Origin of the sequence: Tropicimonas isoalkanivorans (assembly GCF_900112335.1) — a bacterium.
GTDB classification, from domain to species: Bacteria; Pseudomonadota; Alphaproteobacteria; order Rhodobacterales; family Rhodobacteraceae; genus Tropicimonas; species Tropicimonas isoalkanivorans.
This window is the reverse complement of sequence record NZ_FOLG01000017.1, coordinates 33145-50775: the sequence shown is the minus strand read 5'-3', so window position 1 is coordinate 50775 and position 17631 is coordinate 33145. Positions and strand designations below refer to the sequence as shown.

17 protein-coding genes are annotated in these 17631 nt (G+C 63.4%); 14 read left to right on the top strand and 3 right to left on the bottom strand.

The features are described 5' to 3' along the window. Positions 1 to 60 precede the first annotated feature (60 nt). From BM075_RS20700 to BM075_RS20685, 4 genes are all read left to right on the top strand, one after another. On the top strand, positions 61 to 480 hold the full coding sequence (locus BM075_RS20700) for a hypothetical protein (protein ID WP_093362614.1): 420 nt from the start codon (positions 61 to 63) through the stop codon (positions 478 to 480). After that, a complete protein-coding gene (locus BM075_RS20695) occupies positions 473 to 1117 on the top strand; it encodes an antitoxin of toxin-antitoxin stability system (RefSeq protein ID WP_093362613.1) in 645 nt (214 codons plus the stop codon). Before BM075_RS20700 ends, BM075_RS20695 begins: the two co-directional genes overlap by 8 nt. 103 nt (positions 1118 to 1220) lie before the next feature. Continuing rightward, positions 1221 to 1610 carry an MbcA/ParS/Xre antitoxin family protein gene (locus BM075_RS20690; RefSeq protein WP_093362612.1) on the top strand — a complete coding sequence of 130 codons (390 nt, stop codon included), beginning with the start codon at positions 1221 to 1223 and terminating at the stop codon, positions 1608 to 1610. Then, on the top strand, positions 1607 to 2308 hold the full coding sequence (locus BM075_RS20685; RefSeq protein ID WP_093362611.1) for an RES family NAD+ phosphorylase: 702 nt from the start codon (positions 1607 to 1609) through the stop codon (positions 2306 to 2308). The genes BM075_RS20690 and BM075_RS20685 overlap by 4 nt, the downstream gene beginning before the upstream one ends. 210 nt (positions 2309 to 2518) lie before the next feature. Here the strand turns inward: BM075_RS20685 and BM075_RS20680 are convergent, their stop codons facing one another. Beyond that, positions 2519 to 3139, bottom strand: a complete 621-nt coding sequence (locus tag BM075_RS20680) for a LysE family translocator (protein WP_093362610.1) — start codon at positions 3137 to 3139, stop codon at positions 2519 to 2521. 110 nt (positions 3140 to 3249) lie between these two features. On the opposite strand from BM075_RS20680, the gene BM075_RS20675 reads away from it, so the two are divergent. Both BM075_RS20675 and BM075_RS20670 read left to right on the top strand, forming a co-directional pair. Then, on the top strand, positions 3250 to 3714 hold the full coding sequence (locus tag BM075_RS20675; RefSeq protein ID WP_093362609.1) for an Lrp/AsnC family transcriptional regulator: 465 nt from the start codon (positions 3250 to 3252) through the stop codon (positions 3712 to 3714). Between the two features lie 3 nt (positions 3715 to 3717). Then, positions 3718 to 4554, top strand: a complete 837-nt coding sequence (locus BM075_RS20670; RefSeq protein WP_093362608.1) for an inositol monophosphatase family protein — start codon at positions 3718 to 3720, stop codon at positions 4552 to 4554. Positions 4555 to 5023: 469 nt separating this feature from the next. Here the strand turns inward: BM075_RS20670 and BM075_RS20665 are convergent, their stop codons facing one another. Further along, positions 5024 to 5920, bottom strand: coding sequence for a DMT family transporter (locus BM075_RS20665; RefSeq protein WP_093362607.1), 897 nt, complete (start codon positions 5918 to 5920; stop codon positions 5024 to 5026). A 672-nt stretch (positions 5921 to 6592) separates the two neighbouring features. Here BM075_RS20665 and BM075_RS20660 point away from each other — a divergent pair. The 4 genes from BM075_RS20660 to map all read left to right on the top strand — a co-directional run bounded on the left by BM075_RS20660 (position 6593) and on the right by map (position 9958). Next, on the top strand, positions 6593 to 7135 hold the full coding sequence (locus BM075_RS20660) for a dioxygenase family protein (protein ID WP_177208437.1): 543 nt from the start codon (positions 6593 to 6595) through the stop codon (positions 7133 to 7135). Positions 7136 to 7272: 137 nt separating this feature from the next. After that, entirely contained in the window at positions 7273 to 8103 is an 831-nt protein-coding gene (locus tag BM075_RS20655) for an MBL fold metallo-hydrolase (RefSeq protein ID WP_093362605.1), read from the top strand. A 182-nt stretch (positions 8104 to 8285) separates the two neighbouring features. After that, a complete protein-coding gene (locus tag BM075_RS20650) occupies positions 8286 to 9182 on the top strand; it encodes a DMT family transporter (protein ID WP_093362604.1) in 897 nt (298 codons plus the stop codon). 8 nt (positions 9183 to 9190) lie between these two features. Next, positions 9191 to 9958 carry a type I methionyl aminopeptidase gene (gene map, locus BM075_RS20645; protein WP_093362603.1) on the top strand — a complete coding sequence of 256 codons (768 nt, stop codon included), beginning with the start codon at positions 9191 to 9193 and terminating at the stop codon, positions 9956 to 9958. A gap of 74 nt (positions 9959 to 10032) precedes the next feature. On the opposite strand, the gene BM075_RS20640 is transcribed toward map, so the two are convergent. Continuing rightward, positions 10033 to 10326 carry a hypothetical protein gene (locus BM075_RS20640; RefSeq protein ID WP_093362602.1) on the bottom strand — a complete coding sequence of 98 codons (294 nt, stop codon included), beginning with the start codon at positions 10324 to 10326 and terminating at the stop codon, positions 10033 to 10035. Between the two features lie 177 nt (positions 10327 to 10503). Here BM075_RS20640 and BM075_RS20635 point away from each other — a divergent pair, with 177 nt between their 5' ends. The 4 genes from BM075_RS20635 (at position 10504) to BM075_RS20620 (ending at position 17618) form a co-directional block, all read left to right on the top strand. Beyond that, positions 10504 to 14883: a strawberry notch family protein gene (locus BM075_RS20635; RefSeq protein ID WP_093362601.1), complete on the top strand. Its 4380-nt coding sequence runs from the start codon at positions 10504 to 10506 to the stop codon at positions 14881 to 14883. Between the two features lie 3 nt (positions 14884 to 14886). Next, a complete protein-coding gene (locus tag BM075_RS20630; protein ID WP_093362600.1) occupies positions 14887 to 15918 on the top strand; it encodes a DUF7146 domain-containing protein in 1032 nt (343 codons plus the stop codon). Positions 15919 to 16280: 362 nt separating this feature from the next. Next, the gene (locus tag BM075_RS20625) at positions 16281 to 17216 is read left to right on the top strand and encodes a DUF2493 domain-containing protein (RefSeq protein WP_093362599.1); all 936 of its coding nucleotides are present in this window, start codon (positions 16281 to 16283) and stop codon (positions 17214 to 17216) included. An 84-nt stretch (positions 17217 to 17300) separates the two neighbouring features. After that, positions 17301 to 17618: a WGR domain-containing protein gene (locus BM075_RS20620; protein ID WP_218152883.1), complete on the top strand. Its 318-nt coding sequence runs from the start codon at positions 17301 to 17303 to the stop codon at positions 17616 to 17618. Positions 17619 to 17631 lie beyond the last annotated feature (13 nt).

Sequence of the window (17631 nt, the reverse complement as noted above, 5' to 3'; positions counted from 1 at the left end):
CCTTCATCCCAATTCAGCGCCCGGCCTCTTGGCCGGGTCTTCCCCATTCAAGAGGTCCCCATGGCGGATTACTCCCCCCATTTCTCATGCCTGATCGACGTCGGCACGTGCGACAAGGCCGCCCGTGCCCTTGCGCTGTTCCATGAACTGCGCGACGCGGACCAGGACGCTGGCGACCCGCAGGTCTCAGGTTTTTGTCTCTCGCGCCAGGATGCCCCCGAAGGCAGCACCCTCTGGATTCATGACGACGAACACGGCGATGTCGAAGCCGTCATCCGCTTCGTCTTGCGCCTCGCCGACGACCTCGATCTCACCGGCCTTTGGGGGTTCCAGTACGCCCTGACCTGCTCCCGGCCGCGCCTCGACGCCTTCGGCGGCGGCGCGCATGCCATCGATCTCGGTGCTCGCAAGTCCATCGGCTGGTCCAGCACGCAGGAATGGCTGGCCGCGGCACTGAACGGGGAGGACCTCCATGCCTGAGGTCATCTGCACGACGGTCTACCAGTTCCCCGAACTCTCGGACGCTGCCAAGGAAAAGGCACGCAGCTGGTATCGCGAGCTCGGACCCCATGACGACTGGTGGGACGCGGTCTATGAGGATTTCGAGCGCATCTGCGAGATCCTGGGCATCCGCCTCAAGACCACCCCCATCCGCCTGATGGGCGGCGGCACGCGCGCCAAGCCCTGCATCTGGTTCTCCGGCTTCTGGAACCAGGGCGACGGGGCCTGTTTCGAAGGCTACTGGTCCCACGCCAAGGGCTCGGCCGCGCGTATCCGGGACTATGCCCCGACGGACGCGACGCTGCATGGCATCGCCGATCGGCTTCAGGCCATCCAGCGGCGGAATTTCTACCAGCTCGCCGCCGAGGCCAGCCACCGCGGCCGCTACTACCACGAATACACCATGTCGGTGGACGTCACCCGGGACAGCCCGTCCTGGCAGCCGCCAACTGAGGACGCCGAAGAGATCGTGACCGAGGCGCTGCGTGATCTGGCCCGCTGGCTCTACCGCCAGCTCGAGGCCGAGTATGACCACCTCACCTCGGATGAGGCGATCGAGGAGGGGATCATCGTCAACGAGTATACCTTCACCGAGGGAGGGCGGCGGTTCGGGTGACGGGCAGGCGCAGAGTCTGATGATCTGTCTTTGGGCCATATCGGATCATATGGACTTGACAATATGGCCATATGGCCTAACTGGGGTGTAAAGGAGATCCACAATGCAAGTTGCCGCCAGGACTCGCGAACCAGCCGAGGTCAACGCAGTTGCGCTCAAAGCCTATGCGCGCATTGTCGAGTCCTGGGCTCTCAGCCTGAGAGAGGCGGCGGGCCTTGCCGATATGTCCGAAAGCACATGGAAGCGGGCCAGGAAGCCCGATTTCGCAGGCGAGCTGACCAAGGATCAGCTCCTGCGTCTCAGCGCGGTGATCGGAATCTACAAGTCGCTTGAGCTTTATTTTTCCGACCCGCTCGCGAGGACGTGGTTCACGCGGCCGAACGCGGGGTCGTTGTTTGGTGGCCATCGTCCCGTCGAGACGGCGATCGAAGGTGGATTGCCCCAGATTCTCGCCATTCGGACCTATCTTGACGCCCTGCGTGGTGGGGCATGAGGCAAACCGAGATTTCCGATCGCGGTCTCACGCGCCTCATCCCTGCCACCTACCACAAACCGCCGGCCCTTCGCGGTCTCGTTGACACCGATGAAGAGCTCGATCTCCTCGCCGAGATCGAGGGGCTGACCAGCGGGCGTCTTCTGGCCGAGCGGGGCCGAAACCCGCATCTCGATCCGCGCGAACTTGCATGGGCCCGCAGGAGTCGTGACCTGCGCATCTATGGCGACAGCCACGTGAATGCGGCCTTCACCTATACCCGGACGGGCGGAAACCGTTTCAATTCCGAGGAGCGCGGTGCCTGGTATTGTGCCTGGGATGTCATGGTCTCGGTCAGTGAGGTCGCGTGGCACCGGACGCGGGAACTTGGCTTCACGGGCTGTTTTGAGGACAGCGCCCGCTATGTCGAACTGCTGGCGGATTTCATCGGAGTTTTCGATGACGTCACCGATGAATCGGATCATCCAGCGCTCAACGCCGATCCGGATGTGGGCTATCCCGAGGGCCAGAGCCTCGCCCAGCAACTGCGGCGAGGGGGCTCGCGTGGACTGATCTACCCATCGGTCCGGGCGCCTGCACCCAGCGGAAACTGCCTCGTGTGCTTCGAGCCTCGCGCCATCCAGAATGTCCGTCCGGGCGTGTCCTGGGATCTCGTCTGGGACGGCACGCCAGACTACTCGATCATTGCGATTGCCTGAGCTTCTGCTGGTTCAGATCTATCTCCGTCGACTTGTGCCGTTCGGCAGACTGGATCCAAGGCCGCGAGTTCGGTCGGAACGTTGGAGGTCGTTGGTCGTTCAGAAGTACTGCAGCGAGAAACATATACGCCAGTTGGTCATCCAAGGTCATCACTTATTCCGTTTATGAGGCCAAAGGTCGAAAGGGAGCGGTCTGTGGTGCCGACTTGATCAAAAAATAGCCTCCCACAGCAATATCAAGCCTAGCGCGGAAATGATCGCCCCGGAGACGCGGTTGACGGTGCGAGCAACATCCGGGCGGGCACGCAAGACTGACGTGGAGAAGAACCCGACTGAAAAATAGACCACCGCACAGTTCAAAAGATGGACAACCCCAAGCGCCACGATCTGCACGGGGACAGGCCACGGTGCCATAGCCGTTGTGAACTGCGGGAGCAGTGTCAGAAACAGCAGGAAAACCTTTGGGTTCAGACCACTAACACAAAACCCTTTCAGTAGCCATCCTTTCCAGTCTCGGTCTGCCTCGGTCGGCGTGGTGCCGGAAAATGGCTCAGGACGGGCCAAGAACAACTGGCCCCCCAACCACAAGAGGTAGGCGGACCCCAAGGCAGTCGTCGCCGGCAGCGCAAATGGGACACCGGCAATCAGCGCTCCCACGCCCGTGGCGACCAGCAGAGTCGCAGCCAGATGCCCCAGAAGAAGGCCTGAGACAGCCGGTAGAACGGCCCGCTTTCCCAAGCCTGCGGAAATCGCATAGGCCCAGTCCACGCCCGGCGTGATGACGAAGAACACCGACACCGCCCAGAATGCCGACATCAAACCAAAGACCATGCCTCACCTGTCGCGCTATCTCTTTCAGAGAGGGAAGTGTACTAGATTCTCATTGGCAGGTGCTTCCTACTTATTGCCAGAAGGGCTGGGCCTGAGGTAGATCTTTCCAAATGGATGCCACTGATAGGAAAATCCTTTCCGAGTTGCAGTCGGATGGTCGACTTACTCTCACCGAGCTTGCGGAGCGTGTGGAATTGAGTCTCTCGCCATGCCACCGCCGCGTGCGCGCACTCGAAGACGCAGGGGTCATCAGCGCCTACCGCGCCCAGGTGGACCCGACGAAGGTGGGTCTGAATTTCGCGGCAATCGTTTTTGTGACCCTGCGAGAGGGCAGTCGGGAGATGGTTGAGGCTTTTGAGAATGCCGTTGGCGGCGTCTCGCAGGTCGTCCAGGCGGAACGCTTGTTCGGCGACCCCGATTACATTCTCCATATTCTCACTCGCGACCTTGCCGAGTTCCAGGCTCTTTATGACGAACGCCTGTCCGCTTTGCCCAGCGTCCTTCGTCTAACGTCGACCTTGGTGATGAAGAACGTTGTCCCACGCCGTCCTGCATCCATGATCGGAAACCACTAGCCCATGACTTTGTTCAGCCCGTCTCATGTTGATCGGTTTTGCGAACTTCTCCGCCGTGTAGGCGAAGAGGAGCTTCTGCCCAGGTTCCGTGCTCAGATTCCGAACCCGGTTCGCGAAAAGACCTCTTCCTTCGATGTTTTCAGTGAAGCGGATCAAGCTGCCGAGGACCGCATTACCGAGGCATTAGCTGCTATGTTTCCCGGCGCGTTGATCGTTGGCGAGGAAGGGACCGGCAACGATCCAGGGGCCATAAAGAAGATGGCGGATGCGCCAATTGCATTCCTCATCGACCCGATCGATGGCACGAAGAACTTCACGTCGGGTCTGCCACTCTTCGGTACGATGGTTGCAGGGCTGTCTCACGGAGAAATCATCTTCGCAGCCATACACGACCCAATCACCGGAGAAACGGCAACAGCCTTGCGTGGCGCAGGTTCCTGGCTCCGGCAGTCTGGTGTTTCCGATCAGCGTTATAGGGTTTCGTCCCCCTGCGCTCCCAAGCAGATGAACATCGTCGCCGGAACGAACTTCCTGCCACCCGAGTTACGTCCGGTCGTTCAGAGAAACCTTTCGAAGTTCGCAATGAACTTCTGGCTGCGCTGCGCGACACACGAATACAGGCTTGCCGCGAGCGGAAACTGCGAATTGTTGGTCTATAACAAGCTGATGCCGTGGGATCATGCCGCCGGATGGCTCCTGCACCAAGAGGCCGGCGGCTTCAGCGCACACTTCGATGGATCGGAGTACAAACCTTTCCACACTAGCGGCGGATTGATCTGCGCTCCCGATCAAACCAGCTGGCAGGCCGCGAGGGACTGTCTATTCGGTTCTATAGAGTGACGGAGGTGTCGCGGCCGCTGTTTCGCCTGAGTTTTGGCTGGGCTCTCTCTCCAGTCCTTTGCCACATCGACCCCGGACGGCAGCTACGGGGAGAGACTTGCTAATCTATGTCGTGCTGCGCTTGCGAAGAGACGTCGAATGCGAGTGTCGGGCATTTGCAGTTCACTGCCGTCGGCGTTGTCGGTGGTACACCGGTATCGCCGCCCAGGCTGGAAAGTAAATTGCTCGACTGAGAGTTCGTCCGATCAAAATACTCATGTCACCGATTGGAGCCCCTGTTCCGCAAAGGGCAAACAGATATCGATCCAATTTTGGTCATAGTCACCTGTTAACATTTTACTGCGGAAAGCATTCCGCACCTCCCTGTTGGACTGGCCGGCGCCTCGGCGCCGGTCCCTTTTTGAACCCGGCCGGAAAAGGTTCTGTCGATCCAAACGTTGGAAAGACCTACGTAGCTGACCTCGCCAGATCAGGCTTTGATCCTCTGGCGTGGCGTGCCGCTCGAGCGCAGCGCCCGAAGATCGATCTCGGGCAAAACCATCGCCGACAAGATCATCCCTGCGCCGATCACCGTGCGGAGCGTCAACGCCTCGCCAAGCAGCAGGACACCGGCCAGCGCAGCAAAGACTGGCTCGCAAAGATATGTCAGCGCCACCTTCTCTTCGGCTATGTAACGCTGGGCCGAGCTCTGAACCGCGTACATGAAGGCCGTGGCGAAGAGGGCGGCAAAGACGATCCCACGCCAGAAGGACATATCGACCGGCATCCAGATCGCCCTGGCGTCGAAAGCCCCCGCAAGGCCGCAGCCGGCCCCGCAGAAAGCAAGAGCGACTATCACGGTCTGGAGCGGGTCGTAGCGGTGGGCGAAATGCCCCACAGTCAGCACATAGGCAGCGAAGAACACCGCGCAGGCCATGGTCCAGAGATCGCCCACGTTCAATCTCAGCCCGTTCTGCGCCACGATCATGTAGAGCCCCAGAAGCGCCAGGCCGCACGAGATCCAGACGCGCCCCTGCACCGGGCGCCGGAACAGGCCCCACTTGAACAGCGGGATGATGAGCACGTCGAGCCCGGTGATGAAGGCCGAGTTGGTGACGCTGGTGTGCTGCAGCCCGATGGTCTGGAAGACATTGCCGAGCAACAGCGGCAGCCCGATCAGCACGCCCGCAGCCAAGGCGCGCGGGCTCAGACTGCGCAGGCGACGGGCGAAGACGATTGCCAGCACCAGCGCCGCTAGCGCGAACTTGTAGGCGAGGAAGATGAAGGGTGACCCGTCGCCCACGCCCACCTTCACCAGCGAGAACGACACGCCCCAGAAGGCCGTTCCGAGAATCAGGAGCAGAAAGAAGACACGCGCTTTCGTCATAGAGACCACCATCAAGATTGTGATGGCCAGAGTATGCGAAGCGCAAAAGGACCAGCGTTCGCCCCCAATATCTTCTCTGGCGCTGAGGCGGCGCTGACGGATGTCCCAATCCTGACGCTGCAATAGGATGTCGAGGACCAGCCGTCAAGCGAGCCAGGTACGGTCCGCCAAGGGCACGGGGACGGTCATCTGAGCCTTCCGCTCGGATGTTCGCAGAGCCGACAAAATACCAGTTCGTCCGATCCGCAGCACCGGACAAGACGCGCCAGCGCACCATCGCCTCTTCGAACTGCGTGGTTGCGTCAGCTGTTTGAACGGCTGAATGCAATGGGCTCGAACCGCCTGCATACCGCGGATGTCAGTGCGGGGAACATCTGGGCAGCAGGCCTCGTCATCCGGAGAGATCCACATTGCAGGGGGCAAGTTTATCTTCCGAACTGCCCGGACTCGGCCCTCCGCACCGCGCCACGGCGACCCACATCCAGTCGAACGGTTCGGGGGGATGCCGGGGAACCGAATGGGGCACGGTTCACAATCGCGCGTTCTCTCCATGTGTGACGCCCTGTTTGGGCCATTCGATGCTACGGTTCGCCAGTCAATGGAGAGGCGAGAATGAGCGGGACCAGAGTGGATCGTGGACGACGCAGGCTAGCACTCGGGGCCCCGGCGCTTTTGCTGGGCGCGACCGTCTCCGGTCCGGTGAGTGCATTGACTACAACGCCCAAGCAGAGCGAAGGGCCGTTCTATCCGCGCAACATCCCCTCTGACAGCGACGCCGATCTGACCGTATTCAACAACAAAAGGGCACCTGGCGAGGTCATTGAGATGGTCGGCCGGCTTTTCACCACCAAGGGTCAGCTCTTGCCTGGTGGGAGAATAGAAATCTGGCACTGCGACGTGAACGGTGTCTATGCCCACGTGGGACGAAATACGCCGCCCGGCTTTCAGGGGTTTGGCGCCGTCAGGACCGACAGCTCGGGCGCCTATCGTTTCCGAACGACCCTGCCCGGCATTTATCCCGGCCGCACGCGCCATATTCACGTCAAGGTGCGCGGTGCAAATGGAGCGGCGCTGACAACGCAGATGTATTTTCCCGGCGAACCGGGCAACGAGCGCGACGGCCTCCTGCGACGAGCGAGGAATCCGGCAGCCCTGATCGCCCGAAACGAACCCGGGCCGCCGCCGCGCTACGTCTTCGATATCGTCCTGGGATAGCGGCTGGCGGGCGCATCTGGCCGTACATGATCCGCAACCGATTTGGCTCCCGGGTCGTGACGCACGGCCACTTGATGTGACGAGACGCCAATGGCTGGGTAGGCTGGTGGTCACATGCCTGGATCAGGGAGGTTTTCATGCGCCATTCCGTTTGTGTTTTTGCCGTCGCCGCAATTACCGCAGGGGGCGCCCATGCCCAGTCGGGCGACGTTACCCGCAACCTGACCGAGGTCACCGGCGACGTCTGGCGGTTCGATAATAACTTCCACGTCTCGATGGTGGTCGTGACCGATGAGGGTGCGGTGGTCACCGACCCGATAAACGCCGAGGCGGCGACCTGGCTGGAAACCGAAATCCGCGACCGGTTCGGCAAGGAGGTCACCTACATGCTGCCCAGTCACAGCCATGGGGACCATGGTTCGGGCGGCGAGGTTCTTGGCGATACCGCGACGATCATTGCGCATGAGAATTATCAGAAGGCGGTCGGTCAGGATTTCGGGCCGACGACGCCGGCGGACATCCTTTTCTCGGACAAGCTGTCGCTGGAACACGGTGGCAAGACGTTCGAGTTGACCTATGTCGGCGCGGGCCACGGAGACGACATGGTGGTGATGGTGGTGCGCCCCGAGAACGTTGCCTTCGTGGTCGACATCGTCTCGCCCAAGCGGCTGCCATACCGGGATTCGACCTCCGCGATCGACGGGATCATCGGGCAGGTGCAGGTCGTTTCCGGGCTGGATTTCGACATCCTCGTGCCCGGGCATTCGGGCAACGGTACGATGGAAGACGTGACCGAGACGCTGGCCTATCTCGAAGAGCTCAAGTCGAAGGTCAAGGCCGAACTCGATGCCGGCAAGAGCCTGGAGGAGATCGTCGCCACGGTATCCATGCCGGATTACGAAGGCTGGGCGAATTATGCCGAATGGCTGCCATTGAACATCGAAGGCGCGGTGAAGGCCCTGGAATAGCCAGGGCGCCATTAACGCGGGCTTTGTACCCTGTTGGGGAGGCTTGATCAGGCCGGCCGGCAATGGATTGCGGGCGGCGTTCACACATGCGATGAGGCGCACCAAGTCACCTGAGAAGGCATGACACTTCCAGCAGGCGGGATACGGCTGCGCCTGTGCATCGAGCACCGAAAGACCACGACATGAACGAGTTCAAGGCGCCGCGAAATCTTGGCGTTCCTTTCGCAATCCTTGCGACCGTCCTCTTTGCCTCGATGGACGCCATGTCAAAGGCGTTGGTGGCGGATCATTCGGTCTGGTTCATCCTGATGGGCCGCTACTGGTTCCACCTGGCGGTCGCCATCATCTGGGCGATGCTGAGCAGGCAGGGATTTCGGGCGGCGATGACGACTGCCCGGCCAATGATGCAGGTCGCGCGCGGATGCCTGCTGGTCGGAGAGATTGCGCTCATCGTCTACGCCTACAGCATGCTCGGGCTTGCGGAGGTCACCACGATCATCATGGTCAGCCCGCTGATCGTCACGGCCCTTGCGGCGGCATTTCTTGGCGAGCATGTGGGGTGGCACCGGATCGGGGCGATGCTGGCGGGAATGCTCGGGCTGGCGATCATCATGCAACCATCGGGCAATATCTGGGGCATCGGCGGCCTCGTGGCGCTCGCCGCGACGACCACTTTCGCGGTCTACCAGTTGTTCACCCGCATGGTGAGCCGCCACGACAGCACCCTGACCTCGTTCTTCTATGCCGGCCTGATCGGTGTTGCCCTGACCACCTGGCCGGGGCTCAAGACGGCGCCGCTGCTGTCGGAGATCGATTGGCTGTTGCTGGCGGGCATCTGCCTGTTCAGCATCGGGGCGCATTTCAGCGTGATGCACGCCTTGTCGCTGACGCAGGCCAGTTCGATCCAGCCCTTCATGTATCTGCAGATCGTGTGGTCGATCCCAATCGGTTTTCTGGTGTTTGGAACCCTACCAATCTGGTCCACGATCCTCGGAGCGGTCATCATCGTCGCCGCCGGGCTTTACGCGATCCATCGCGGTCGTCGGACGATTGCAGACCCTCGCCGAGAAGTCGCCTGAACGACTGGATGCGTTCCGCCAGGGCGACAGACTTCTCCCGAGCTTTGTCCGCCTTACGGGTGTCCGGACGCAACGCCTGCGGCGCCGACGCACAGCGCGCGATGCTTCGGACACTCGAACCCGGCATGACAACGCGAGAGCTGGACGAGATCGGGCGCGAGTTTCTGGAACGCGAGGGCGCCCTGTCGGCGCCGAAATCCATCTACGACTTTCCCGGCACGACCTGCATCAGCGTGAACGAGGAGATTGCCCATGGCATCCCCGGTGCCAGGGTGATCGAGAAAGGGGATCTCGTGAACATCGACGTGTCCGCGTCAAAGGCCGGGTACTTCGCCGACACAGGCGCGACGTTTCGGGTTCTTCCGGTGCGCGGGTCTCTCGACCGCCTCTGCAAGGATGGCAAGCGTGCCATGCAGATCGGGATCGCGCAGGTTGGTCATGACAAGCCGCTGGCCGGCATCGGGCGGGCCATCGGGCGGTTCGCCTCGGCCCGCGGCTATACTCTGATCCGCAACCTTGCCAGCCATGGGGTCGGCCGTTCGCTGCATGAGTATCCCGAGGAGATTGCCACCTGGCCCACACGCAGCGACAAACGCCGAATGCACAATGGGATGGTGGTGACGGTGGAACCGTTCCTGTCCACTGGCGGTCTCATGGCTACGGAGGGCGAAGACGGATGGACCCTTTACAGCCATCCCCGTGCCATGGCCGTTCAATACGAACACACTGTTGTTGCGACTCGCCGTGCGCCGGTCATCGTTACGCTGCCCAACTGATCGGATGACGACCAATGGTTCCTTCCGGACCGCCGCTGCGGAAAGCTCAAACGGCCGCTGCCTGATCCACTTCCCTACTTGTTCCCGTCGATCCACTTCGACATGAGCCCCTTGTCGCGGAAACATTCGTCCGGCACATCGCGCCGTTTGATGCGGGCAAGACGCTCGGCGAAGGCAACCTGCCTGGAGGTCGGCCGGTTGTCTCCGGCTGTGGGCGCCCGCCTGGCCTGGGCGTCGATCCAGGCGCTCAGGGCGCGACGGTTCTGCTGGACCTCCCAAGGTAAAGGGGTCCGGTTCCGGAGTGCGAGCGACCGCGCATAGGCGATCTGTTTGGGCGTCGCGGGCAGAGAATATGTGATGCTGTCCATCGGGAAAGTCCCATTCTGACTTGGCTCTCAAAATAGAACATAACGGGAACAAAATCAAGCGAAGCGGCGAGATCTCCTCTGGTCGAGAGGAAGAGATTGGATGGGAAAGGCCAGGTCCGAGGGTGCCCGAGAGAGGGTGCCAGGGCCTGATCCTGAACCTCATTCCGGAGTGTCCCGATGACCCAACTTTCCCCTGTTGCGCAGGCGCCCGAGCTTGCGCCCGCTTTTCCCCACATGTCCCCGGACCCTGCAACCGCGATCCTCGCTGTCGCCGAGGCGCTGCAGCCCGATCTGGCGCAAGGCTTCCAGATCGACGCGCTGCGCTTGCGCCTGGAGATGGAGCGCGCCTTTGGCGGCTCCGATGCGACAGGCGCCTGGGACTGGAAGCTTGCCTACGAGGCGGGCGAGGTGGCACTGGTCCTCTTCTTGCGGAAATTCGGCCGCGCGCTGCTGGCCCGGGCCGGTTCGCATGCTGCGCTGCTGCCCATCCTGACCAAGGTCGCTGACCTCCTGCCGACCCATACCCGGCGCTCGGAAGAAATGGAGCGCTTTCAGCAGTTCAGCACCCCGTTGCCAATGGGGCTCGCGGCTCTGGCTGCTGCACGGATCGACGGTCGTGATCTCGTCCTCGAGCCGTCGGCCGGGACCGGGCTTCTGGCGATCCTGGCCGAGGTCGCCGGTGGCAGCCTCGCGCTGAACGAACTGGCCGACACCCGGGCCGAGCTTCTGCGTCGGATGTTTCCGGGCCGACCGGTCACCCGTTTTGACGCCGCGCAGATTGACGATCACCTAGACGCTGGCCTGCGCCCGAGTGTCATCCTGATGAACCCGCCGTTCTCGGCTGTGGCCAATGTCGATGGCCGCAGCACCGCGGCGACGGCCCGGCATCTGCGCTCGGCGCTTGCGCGCCTGGCCCCCGGCGGACGGCTCGTCGCAATCACCGGCGCCAGTTTCGCGCCCGACGCGCCGTCCTGGGCCGAGAGTTTCGCGCGCATGACAGAGACCGCGCATCTGGTGTTCACCGGCGCGGTGTCGGGTGCTGCCTTCGCCAGGCACGGCACCAGCTTCGAGACGCGGATTTCGGTCTTTGACAAGTCCCGAGGCGGCGAGCGTGGCGGCATAACCGCCGATCTTCGCCAGCCGATCTCCCCCGATGCCGCGCATCTCCTGTCCAGGATCGCGTCCGAGGTCCCGCCGCGTCTCGAACTGGATCGGGCCGCGCCGGCAGGCCATGGCCGCTCTTCCCCCTTCCCGGGAAGTCCTGCGCGCCTCACCCGCGCTGCGCTCAAGAGTTCACGTGCATCCTCCGCAACCATGGCCGCACCCGCTGTCACCACGGCCGAGGCCGAAGGCCTCGCCTATACCCTGCGTGAGGCGAGTGGTGACGATGGCGCCACTCGCCTTTCGGATGCGATCTACGAGACATTCCGCCTGCAGGCGATCGACATCCCCGGCGCGGCACCGCACCCGACCAAGCTCGTGCAATCGGCGGCCATGGCCTCGGTCGCTCCTCCGAAACCCAGCTATCGCCCGAAGCTTCCCGCATCAGTCCTGCGGGACGGGCTTCTCTCCAACGCGCAGCTCGAGACAGTGATCTACGCGGGCGAGGCGCATGGCGCGCATCTCGCCGGATCGTGGACTGTCGATGAGACCGGCGACTTGGTCTCCGCTGCTCCGGACGATGCCGGTGACGCTGTCCGCTTCCGCCGCGGCTTCTTTCTCGGTGACGGCACCGGCGCGGGAAAGGGTCGCCAGTCCGCCGGGATCCTGCTCGACAACTGGGTTCGAGGAAGACGCAAGGCGCTCTGGATCTCAAAAAGCGACAAGCTCCTCGAGGACGCGCAGCGCGACTGGTCAGCGCTCGGTCAGGAGCGGCTTCTGGTGACGCCGCTGTCGCGTTTCGCGCAAGGCCGGGACATCCCGCTCGCCGAGGGCATCCTCTTCACCACTTATGCGACGTTGCGCTCGGAAGAACGTGGCGGGAAGAAATCTCGCGTCGACCAGATTGTCGACTGGCTCGGGGCGGATTTCGACGGGGTGATCCTCTTCGATGAAAGCCATGCCATGGCGAATGCCGCCGGTGGCAAAGGCGAGAGGGGCGATACCATGGCCTCGCAGCAGGGCAGGGCGGGCCTGCGCCTGCAGCACAGGCTGCCCAATGCCCGCGTGGTCTATGTCTCGGCCACGGGTGCGACCACCGTCCACAACCTCGCCTATGCGCAGCGTCTCGGCCTCTGGGGCGGGGAGGATTTCCCATTCGCGACGCGCTCCGAGTTCGTCGAGGCAATCGAGGCGGGTGGCGTCGCGGCGATGGAGGTGCTGGCCCGTGACCTGCGGGCGCTCGGTCTCTACACCGCCCGGTCGCTGTCCTATGATGGTGTCGAATACGAGATGCTGGAGCACGTGCTGACACTGGAGCAGCGCGGCATCTACGATGCCTATGCCGGGGCCTTCGCTATCATCCACAACAACCTGACCGCGGCACTGGAGGCGGCGAACATTTCTGGCGAGAGCGGTACGCTCAACCGGCAGGCCAAGTCCGCCGCTCGCTCGGCCTTCGAGTCCGCCAAGCAGCGATTCTTCGGCCATTTGCTCACCTCGATGAAGACCCCCACGCTGATCGGCGCGATCGAGGCCGATCTGGCGGCAGGTCATGCGGCGGTCATCCAGATCGTCTCGACGGGTGAGGCGCTGATGGAACGCCGCCTGTCGGAGATCCCGACCGACGAATGGAACGACATCCGCTGTGACATCACGCCCAGGGAGTACGTCCTGGATTACCTCGCTCATTCCTTCCCGGTGCAGCTCTACGAGCCCTTCACCGACAGCGAGGGCAATCTCTCCTCGCGCCCCGTCACGCGGGACGGTCAACCGGTCGAGTGCCGGGATGCTGTCCGCCGGCGCGATGCGCTGATCGAAAAGCTCGCCTCGCTGCCACCGGTGCCAGGAGCGCTCGACCAGATCGTCCAGCGCTTCGGTACCGACCTGGTCGCTGAGGTCACGGGCCGGTCGCGCCGCATCGTGCGCAAGGGCGAAGGGCATTCGGCACGGCTCGTGGTGGAGAACCGGGCTGGAGCCGCGAACCTCGCGGAAACCCAAGCCTTCATGGATGACGAAAAGCGTATCCTGATCTTCTCGGATGCCGGCGGCACCGGGCGCAGCTATCACGCCGATCTCGGGGCGAAGAACCAGCGCCTGCGGGTCCACTACCTCCTGGAGCCCGGCTGGAAGGCAGATGCCGCGATCCAGGGTCTCGGGCGCACCAACCGCACCAATCAGGCGCAGCCGCCCTTGTTCCGGCCGGTGGCCACCGACGTGAAGGCGGAGAAGCGGTTCCTGTCGACCATTGCGCGCCGCCTCGACACGCTTGGCGCCATCACGCGGGGTCAGCGCCAGACCGGCGGGCAAGGGCTGTTCCGCCCCGAAGACAACCTCGAGTCGCCCTACGCCCGCGACGCCCTGCGCCAGCTTTACCGCCGCATCTATCGCGGCGATCTGGCCGGATGTTCGCTCGGGGCTTTCGAGGATGCGACCGGGCTCAGCCTGACCGATGACAACGGGCTGAAGGATGACCTGCCGCCGATCACGACCTTCCTCAATCGCCTGCTGGCGCTGACGATCGACATGCAGGCCGTCCTGTTCGCGGGTTTCGAAGAACTCCTCGACCAGCGGATCGAGGGTGCCATCGCCGCTGGGGTCTATGATCTCGGGCTCGAGACACTCCGTGCCGAGAGCTTCCGGGTGACCGACGCACAGGTCATCTACACCCATCCGGGCTCCGGCGCGGAAACCCAGCTGCTGACCATCGCGGAAAAGCGCCGCAACACGCCTACTTCGCTGGCCGATGCGCTCGAATGGCTGGATGACCCGCAGGCGCGGCTTCTGGTCAACAGCCGCTCGGGCCGGGCTGCCGTGCAGGTTTCCGCCACCAGTCACATGCTGGACGATGGGACCATCGAGCCGCGCCGGCGCCTGATCCGCCCGCTTGATGCCAGCACGGTCCCGGCCAAGGTCATGGAGGACACCCACTGGCTCGAGGCCGACCGCGCGGCCTTCACAGCGGCGTGGACTGCGGAACTGGCCGAGGTGCCGGAGTTTTCGGACTCCACGCTGCACATCGTGGGAGGTCTGCTGCTGCCGATCTGGAAGCAGCTCCCCCAGGATGAAACCCGCGTCTACCGCCTGCAGACCGATGACGGGCAGCGCATCATCGGCCGCCGCGTCTCGCCTGCCTGGGTCGCGACCACGCTGGCCGCCGATGCGCCCAAGCTCTCGGCCGCGCAGGTCCATGCCCTCGTTCTGGAGGGCAAGACCGTGGTGTGCCTGTCCGAAGGGATGGAATTGCACCGCTCGCGCGTCATGGGCGCGAACCGGATCGAACTGTCGGGCTTCTCGGAGGCAGCCAAGGATCGGCTCAAGGCCGATGGCTTCTTCTCGGAGATCATCAGTTGGAAGCTTCGGCTGTTTTGCCCGACCGACGCCGATGGCGTCGCGATACTGGATCGTCTGCTTGCACGTTGTCCTGTCGCAAGGCTACATGATCGCGGAGGTTGTTGACCCATGTATTCCGAGACCGAAGACCTCGTGCGCGATCTGGCAGAAAATGCCGAAGGCGTCTGTCGTGCCTACCTTCCCGCCGGACGGCGGGAAGGATCCTACTGGATCGTCGGCGATCTGCAGAACAACCCCGGCCGGTCGCTCTTCGTGCGGTTGACGGGTCCTGCGTCGGGACCAGGGGCAGCGGGCAAGTTTACGGATGGGGCCACAGGCGAGCATGGCGATCTCCTGGACATCATCCGCGCCCGGACGGGGATCACGCGCTTCCCCGACCTTCTCGCCGAGGCCCGAGCGCATCTTGGCCGTCCGCAGCCGGTCGTCCCGGATAAGAAAGAGCTGAGGAAGGCCAAGGCGCCCGGTGGCACTCCCGCGGCAGCGGCGCGCTTGTTTGCTGCCTCGAAGCCGATCACAGGCACGCTTGCTGAGACCTACCTCCGTTCCCGAGGCATCACCCAATTCGGGGCGAACGGCGCCTTACGCTTCCACCCGAAGTGCTGGCATCGGGAAGAGGGGCAGACCCGGAGCATCCCCAGACCGGCGATGATCGCGGCGGTTACCGATGGGGCAGGGGCCGTGCAGGGCGTGCATCGCACCTGGCTGGCGCCTGACGGACAGGGGAAGGCGGCAGTGAATCCACAGCGTCGGGCTATGGGTCACCTCCTCTGCAATGCTGTCAGGCTCACCCCGCACGATGACATCCTCGTCGTCGGCGAAGGCATCGAGACCATGCTGTCCCTGTCCGAGGCAATCCCAGGTCTGCCCGTCTGGGCGGCGCTCTCGTCGGGACACCTCGGGGCGGTCCTGCTGCCGGAGGGGCTCCAGCGCCTCTACATCGCCATCGACCGCGATCCGGCTGGGCAACTTGCGGCAGGGAGGTTGAGCGCCAGAGCCTCCGAGGTCGGGGTGCGTGTGCGGGTGCTGGAACCGCGGCTCGGGGATTTCAACGATGATCTTCGGGCGAACGGCAAGGACGCGCTGCGCCAGCATCTGGCAGGTCAGATCGGGCCCGAGGATCGGCATCGCCTGCCCAGCTGAGCTACATCGCGCAGGGGGGCTGGGAGTGCGGGGCAGGGGGCTGCATCCCAGTCGTGGCTCTGGATCGTCGTCCTCACCCCATCCCGGGCCTTTGCGCATCCACCCGTCACCCGAGCGGCCTTCAAGAGATGGGCAGGCCGTCAAAGCGGTTGCCCCTGCAAGGTCGGCAGGGAACCTATTTCCGCCGGCGGCAAAGCCGCCTTTGCATCGCGAGACAAATAGCTTCCCTGCCGACCTCCTCCACGCTGTTCCGGCCCCGGTGAAGCCGGGGTGAAGGGGCAACCGCCCCGACGGCTCGGGTCTGCCCATGAAGGCCGCGCGGGATGACGCGCGGACGAGACAGGCCCGGAGGCAAGAAACCGATGACGATCCACACCCGTGACGATGCGTATGAACCCGCCCGCACCGCATCCCAGACCGCCCATGCGCTCGACGAGTTGCAGCTCTATGGCTATCGCCCCTTCGAGGACGAGCCCGATCCGCGCCCGATGCCGGACGGGCAGCGCCTCGCTGGCGCCGTCGCGGACATCTTCGATGCCCTCGTCGCGACCCTGGAAGACACCCGCATGGAGCCCGACCTCGAAGAGGTGCTCTGGGGCCAGGTCAACCTTTTCCACCGCGCCACGGCCCGGATCGAGCGGTCTCTCGATGAGAACGAACAGGCGCAGCGCCGCCTCCAGCGTGAGCAGGATGGCTCCGAGGTGAAATCCGTCGAACTCGAGCGCCTGACGGCTGAAGGCCTGACACTCGTCGAACGGCGCAACTGCATGGACATGATGCGCGATCACGCCGCCACCGAGTTCGTCCATCACACGGGATCGACCTGGCGCCCCCGCACCGGCTCGATGGTGAACCGCCAGCACATGACCGCCGCCCTGATCGACAGCCGCGACTTCCTAACCGCCAAGCGCCGCGCCGAGACCGAGGTAATGCTTCCCACAGGCCCCAAGGTCGCCCTCACCGGCGGGACCGATTTCAACGATCACCGCCTGATCTGGGGCAAGCTCGACCAGGTCCGGACCAAGTATCCCGACATGGTCCTCCTGCACGGTGGCAGCCCGAAGGGCGCAGAGCTCATCGCCGCCAAATGGGCCGAAGCCCGGGGCGTGACGCAGGTGGCCTTCAAGCCCGACTGGACCAAGCACGCCAAGGCCGCGCCCTTCAAGCGCAACGACGCGATGCTGGATGTGCTCCCGGTCGGGGTCCTTGTCTTCCCCGGAACGGGTATCCAGGAGAACCTCGCGGACAAGGCCAGGAAGCTGGGCATCCCGGTCATGAAGTTCGAGAAGGGGGCGTGAGCCCCCTTTCCTTTCTCGGGATAGAACATAGTGGAAACATCAAAGAACTCTTGATATTGTTGTCGCACACGAGGTGACCGCAAGATGTTCGATGAGGTGCAGCAATTGGAGGTGTTCCCGACGACGGTCGATCTGAAGCGGATCGATCCGTCGCTTAACATGCGGCGGTTCTATCGGATGAGCGTTCAACCGGATCTCTTCGGCGGGGTGAGCCTAGTGCGGGAATGGGGCCGTATTGGCTGCCGAGGCCAGGTACTGATCGAGCAGCATGATGACGAGGGCAGGGCGATCAACGCCCTGATGAAGTTGTCGGCAACGAAGAAGCGGCGGGGGTATGGGTGCCGGACGGCCGCTGAGAACGGCCCATCGCGGATGGTCGACCTTACCGCATGCGGCACGTAAGGCTTCACGAAGC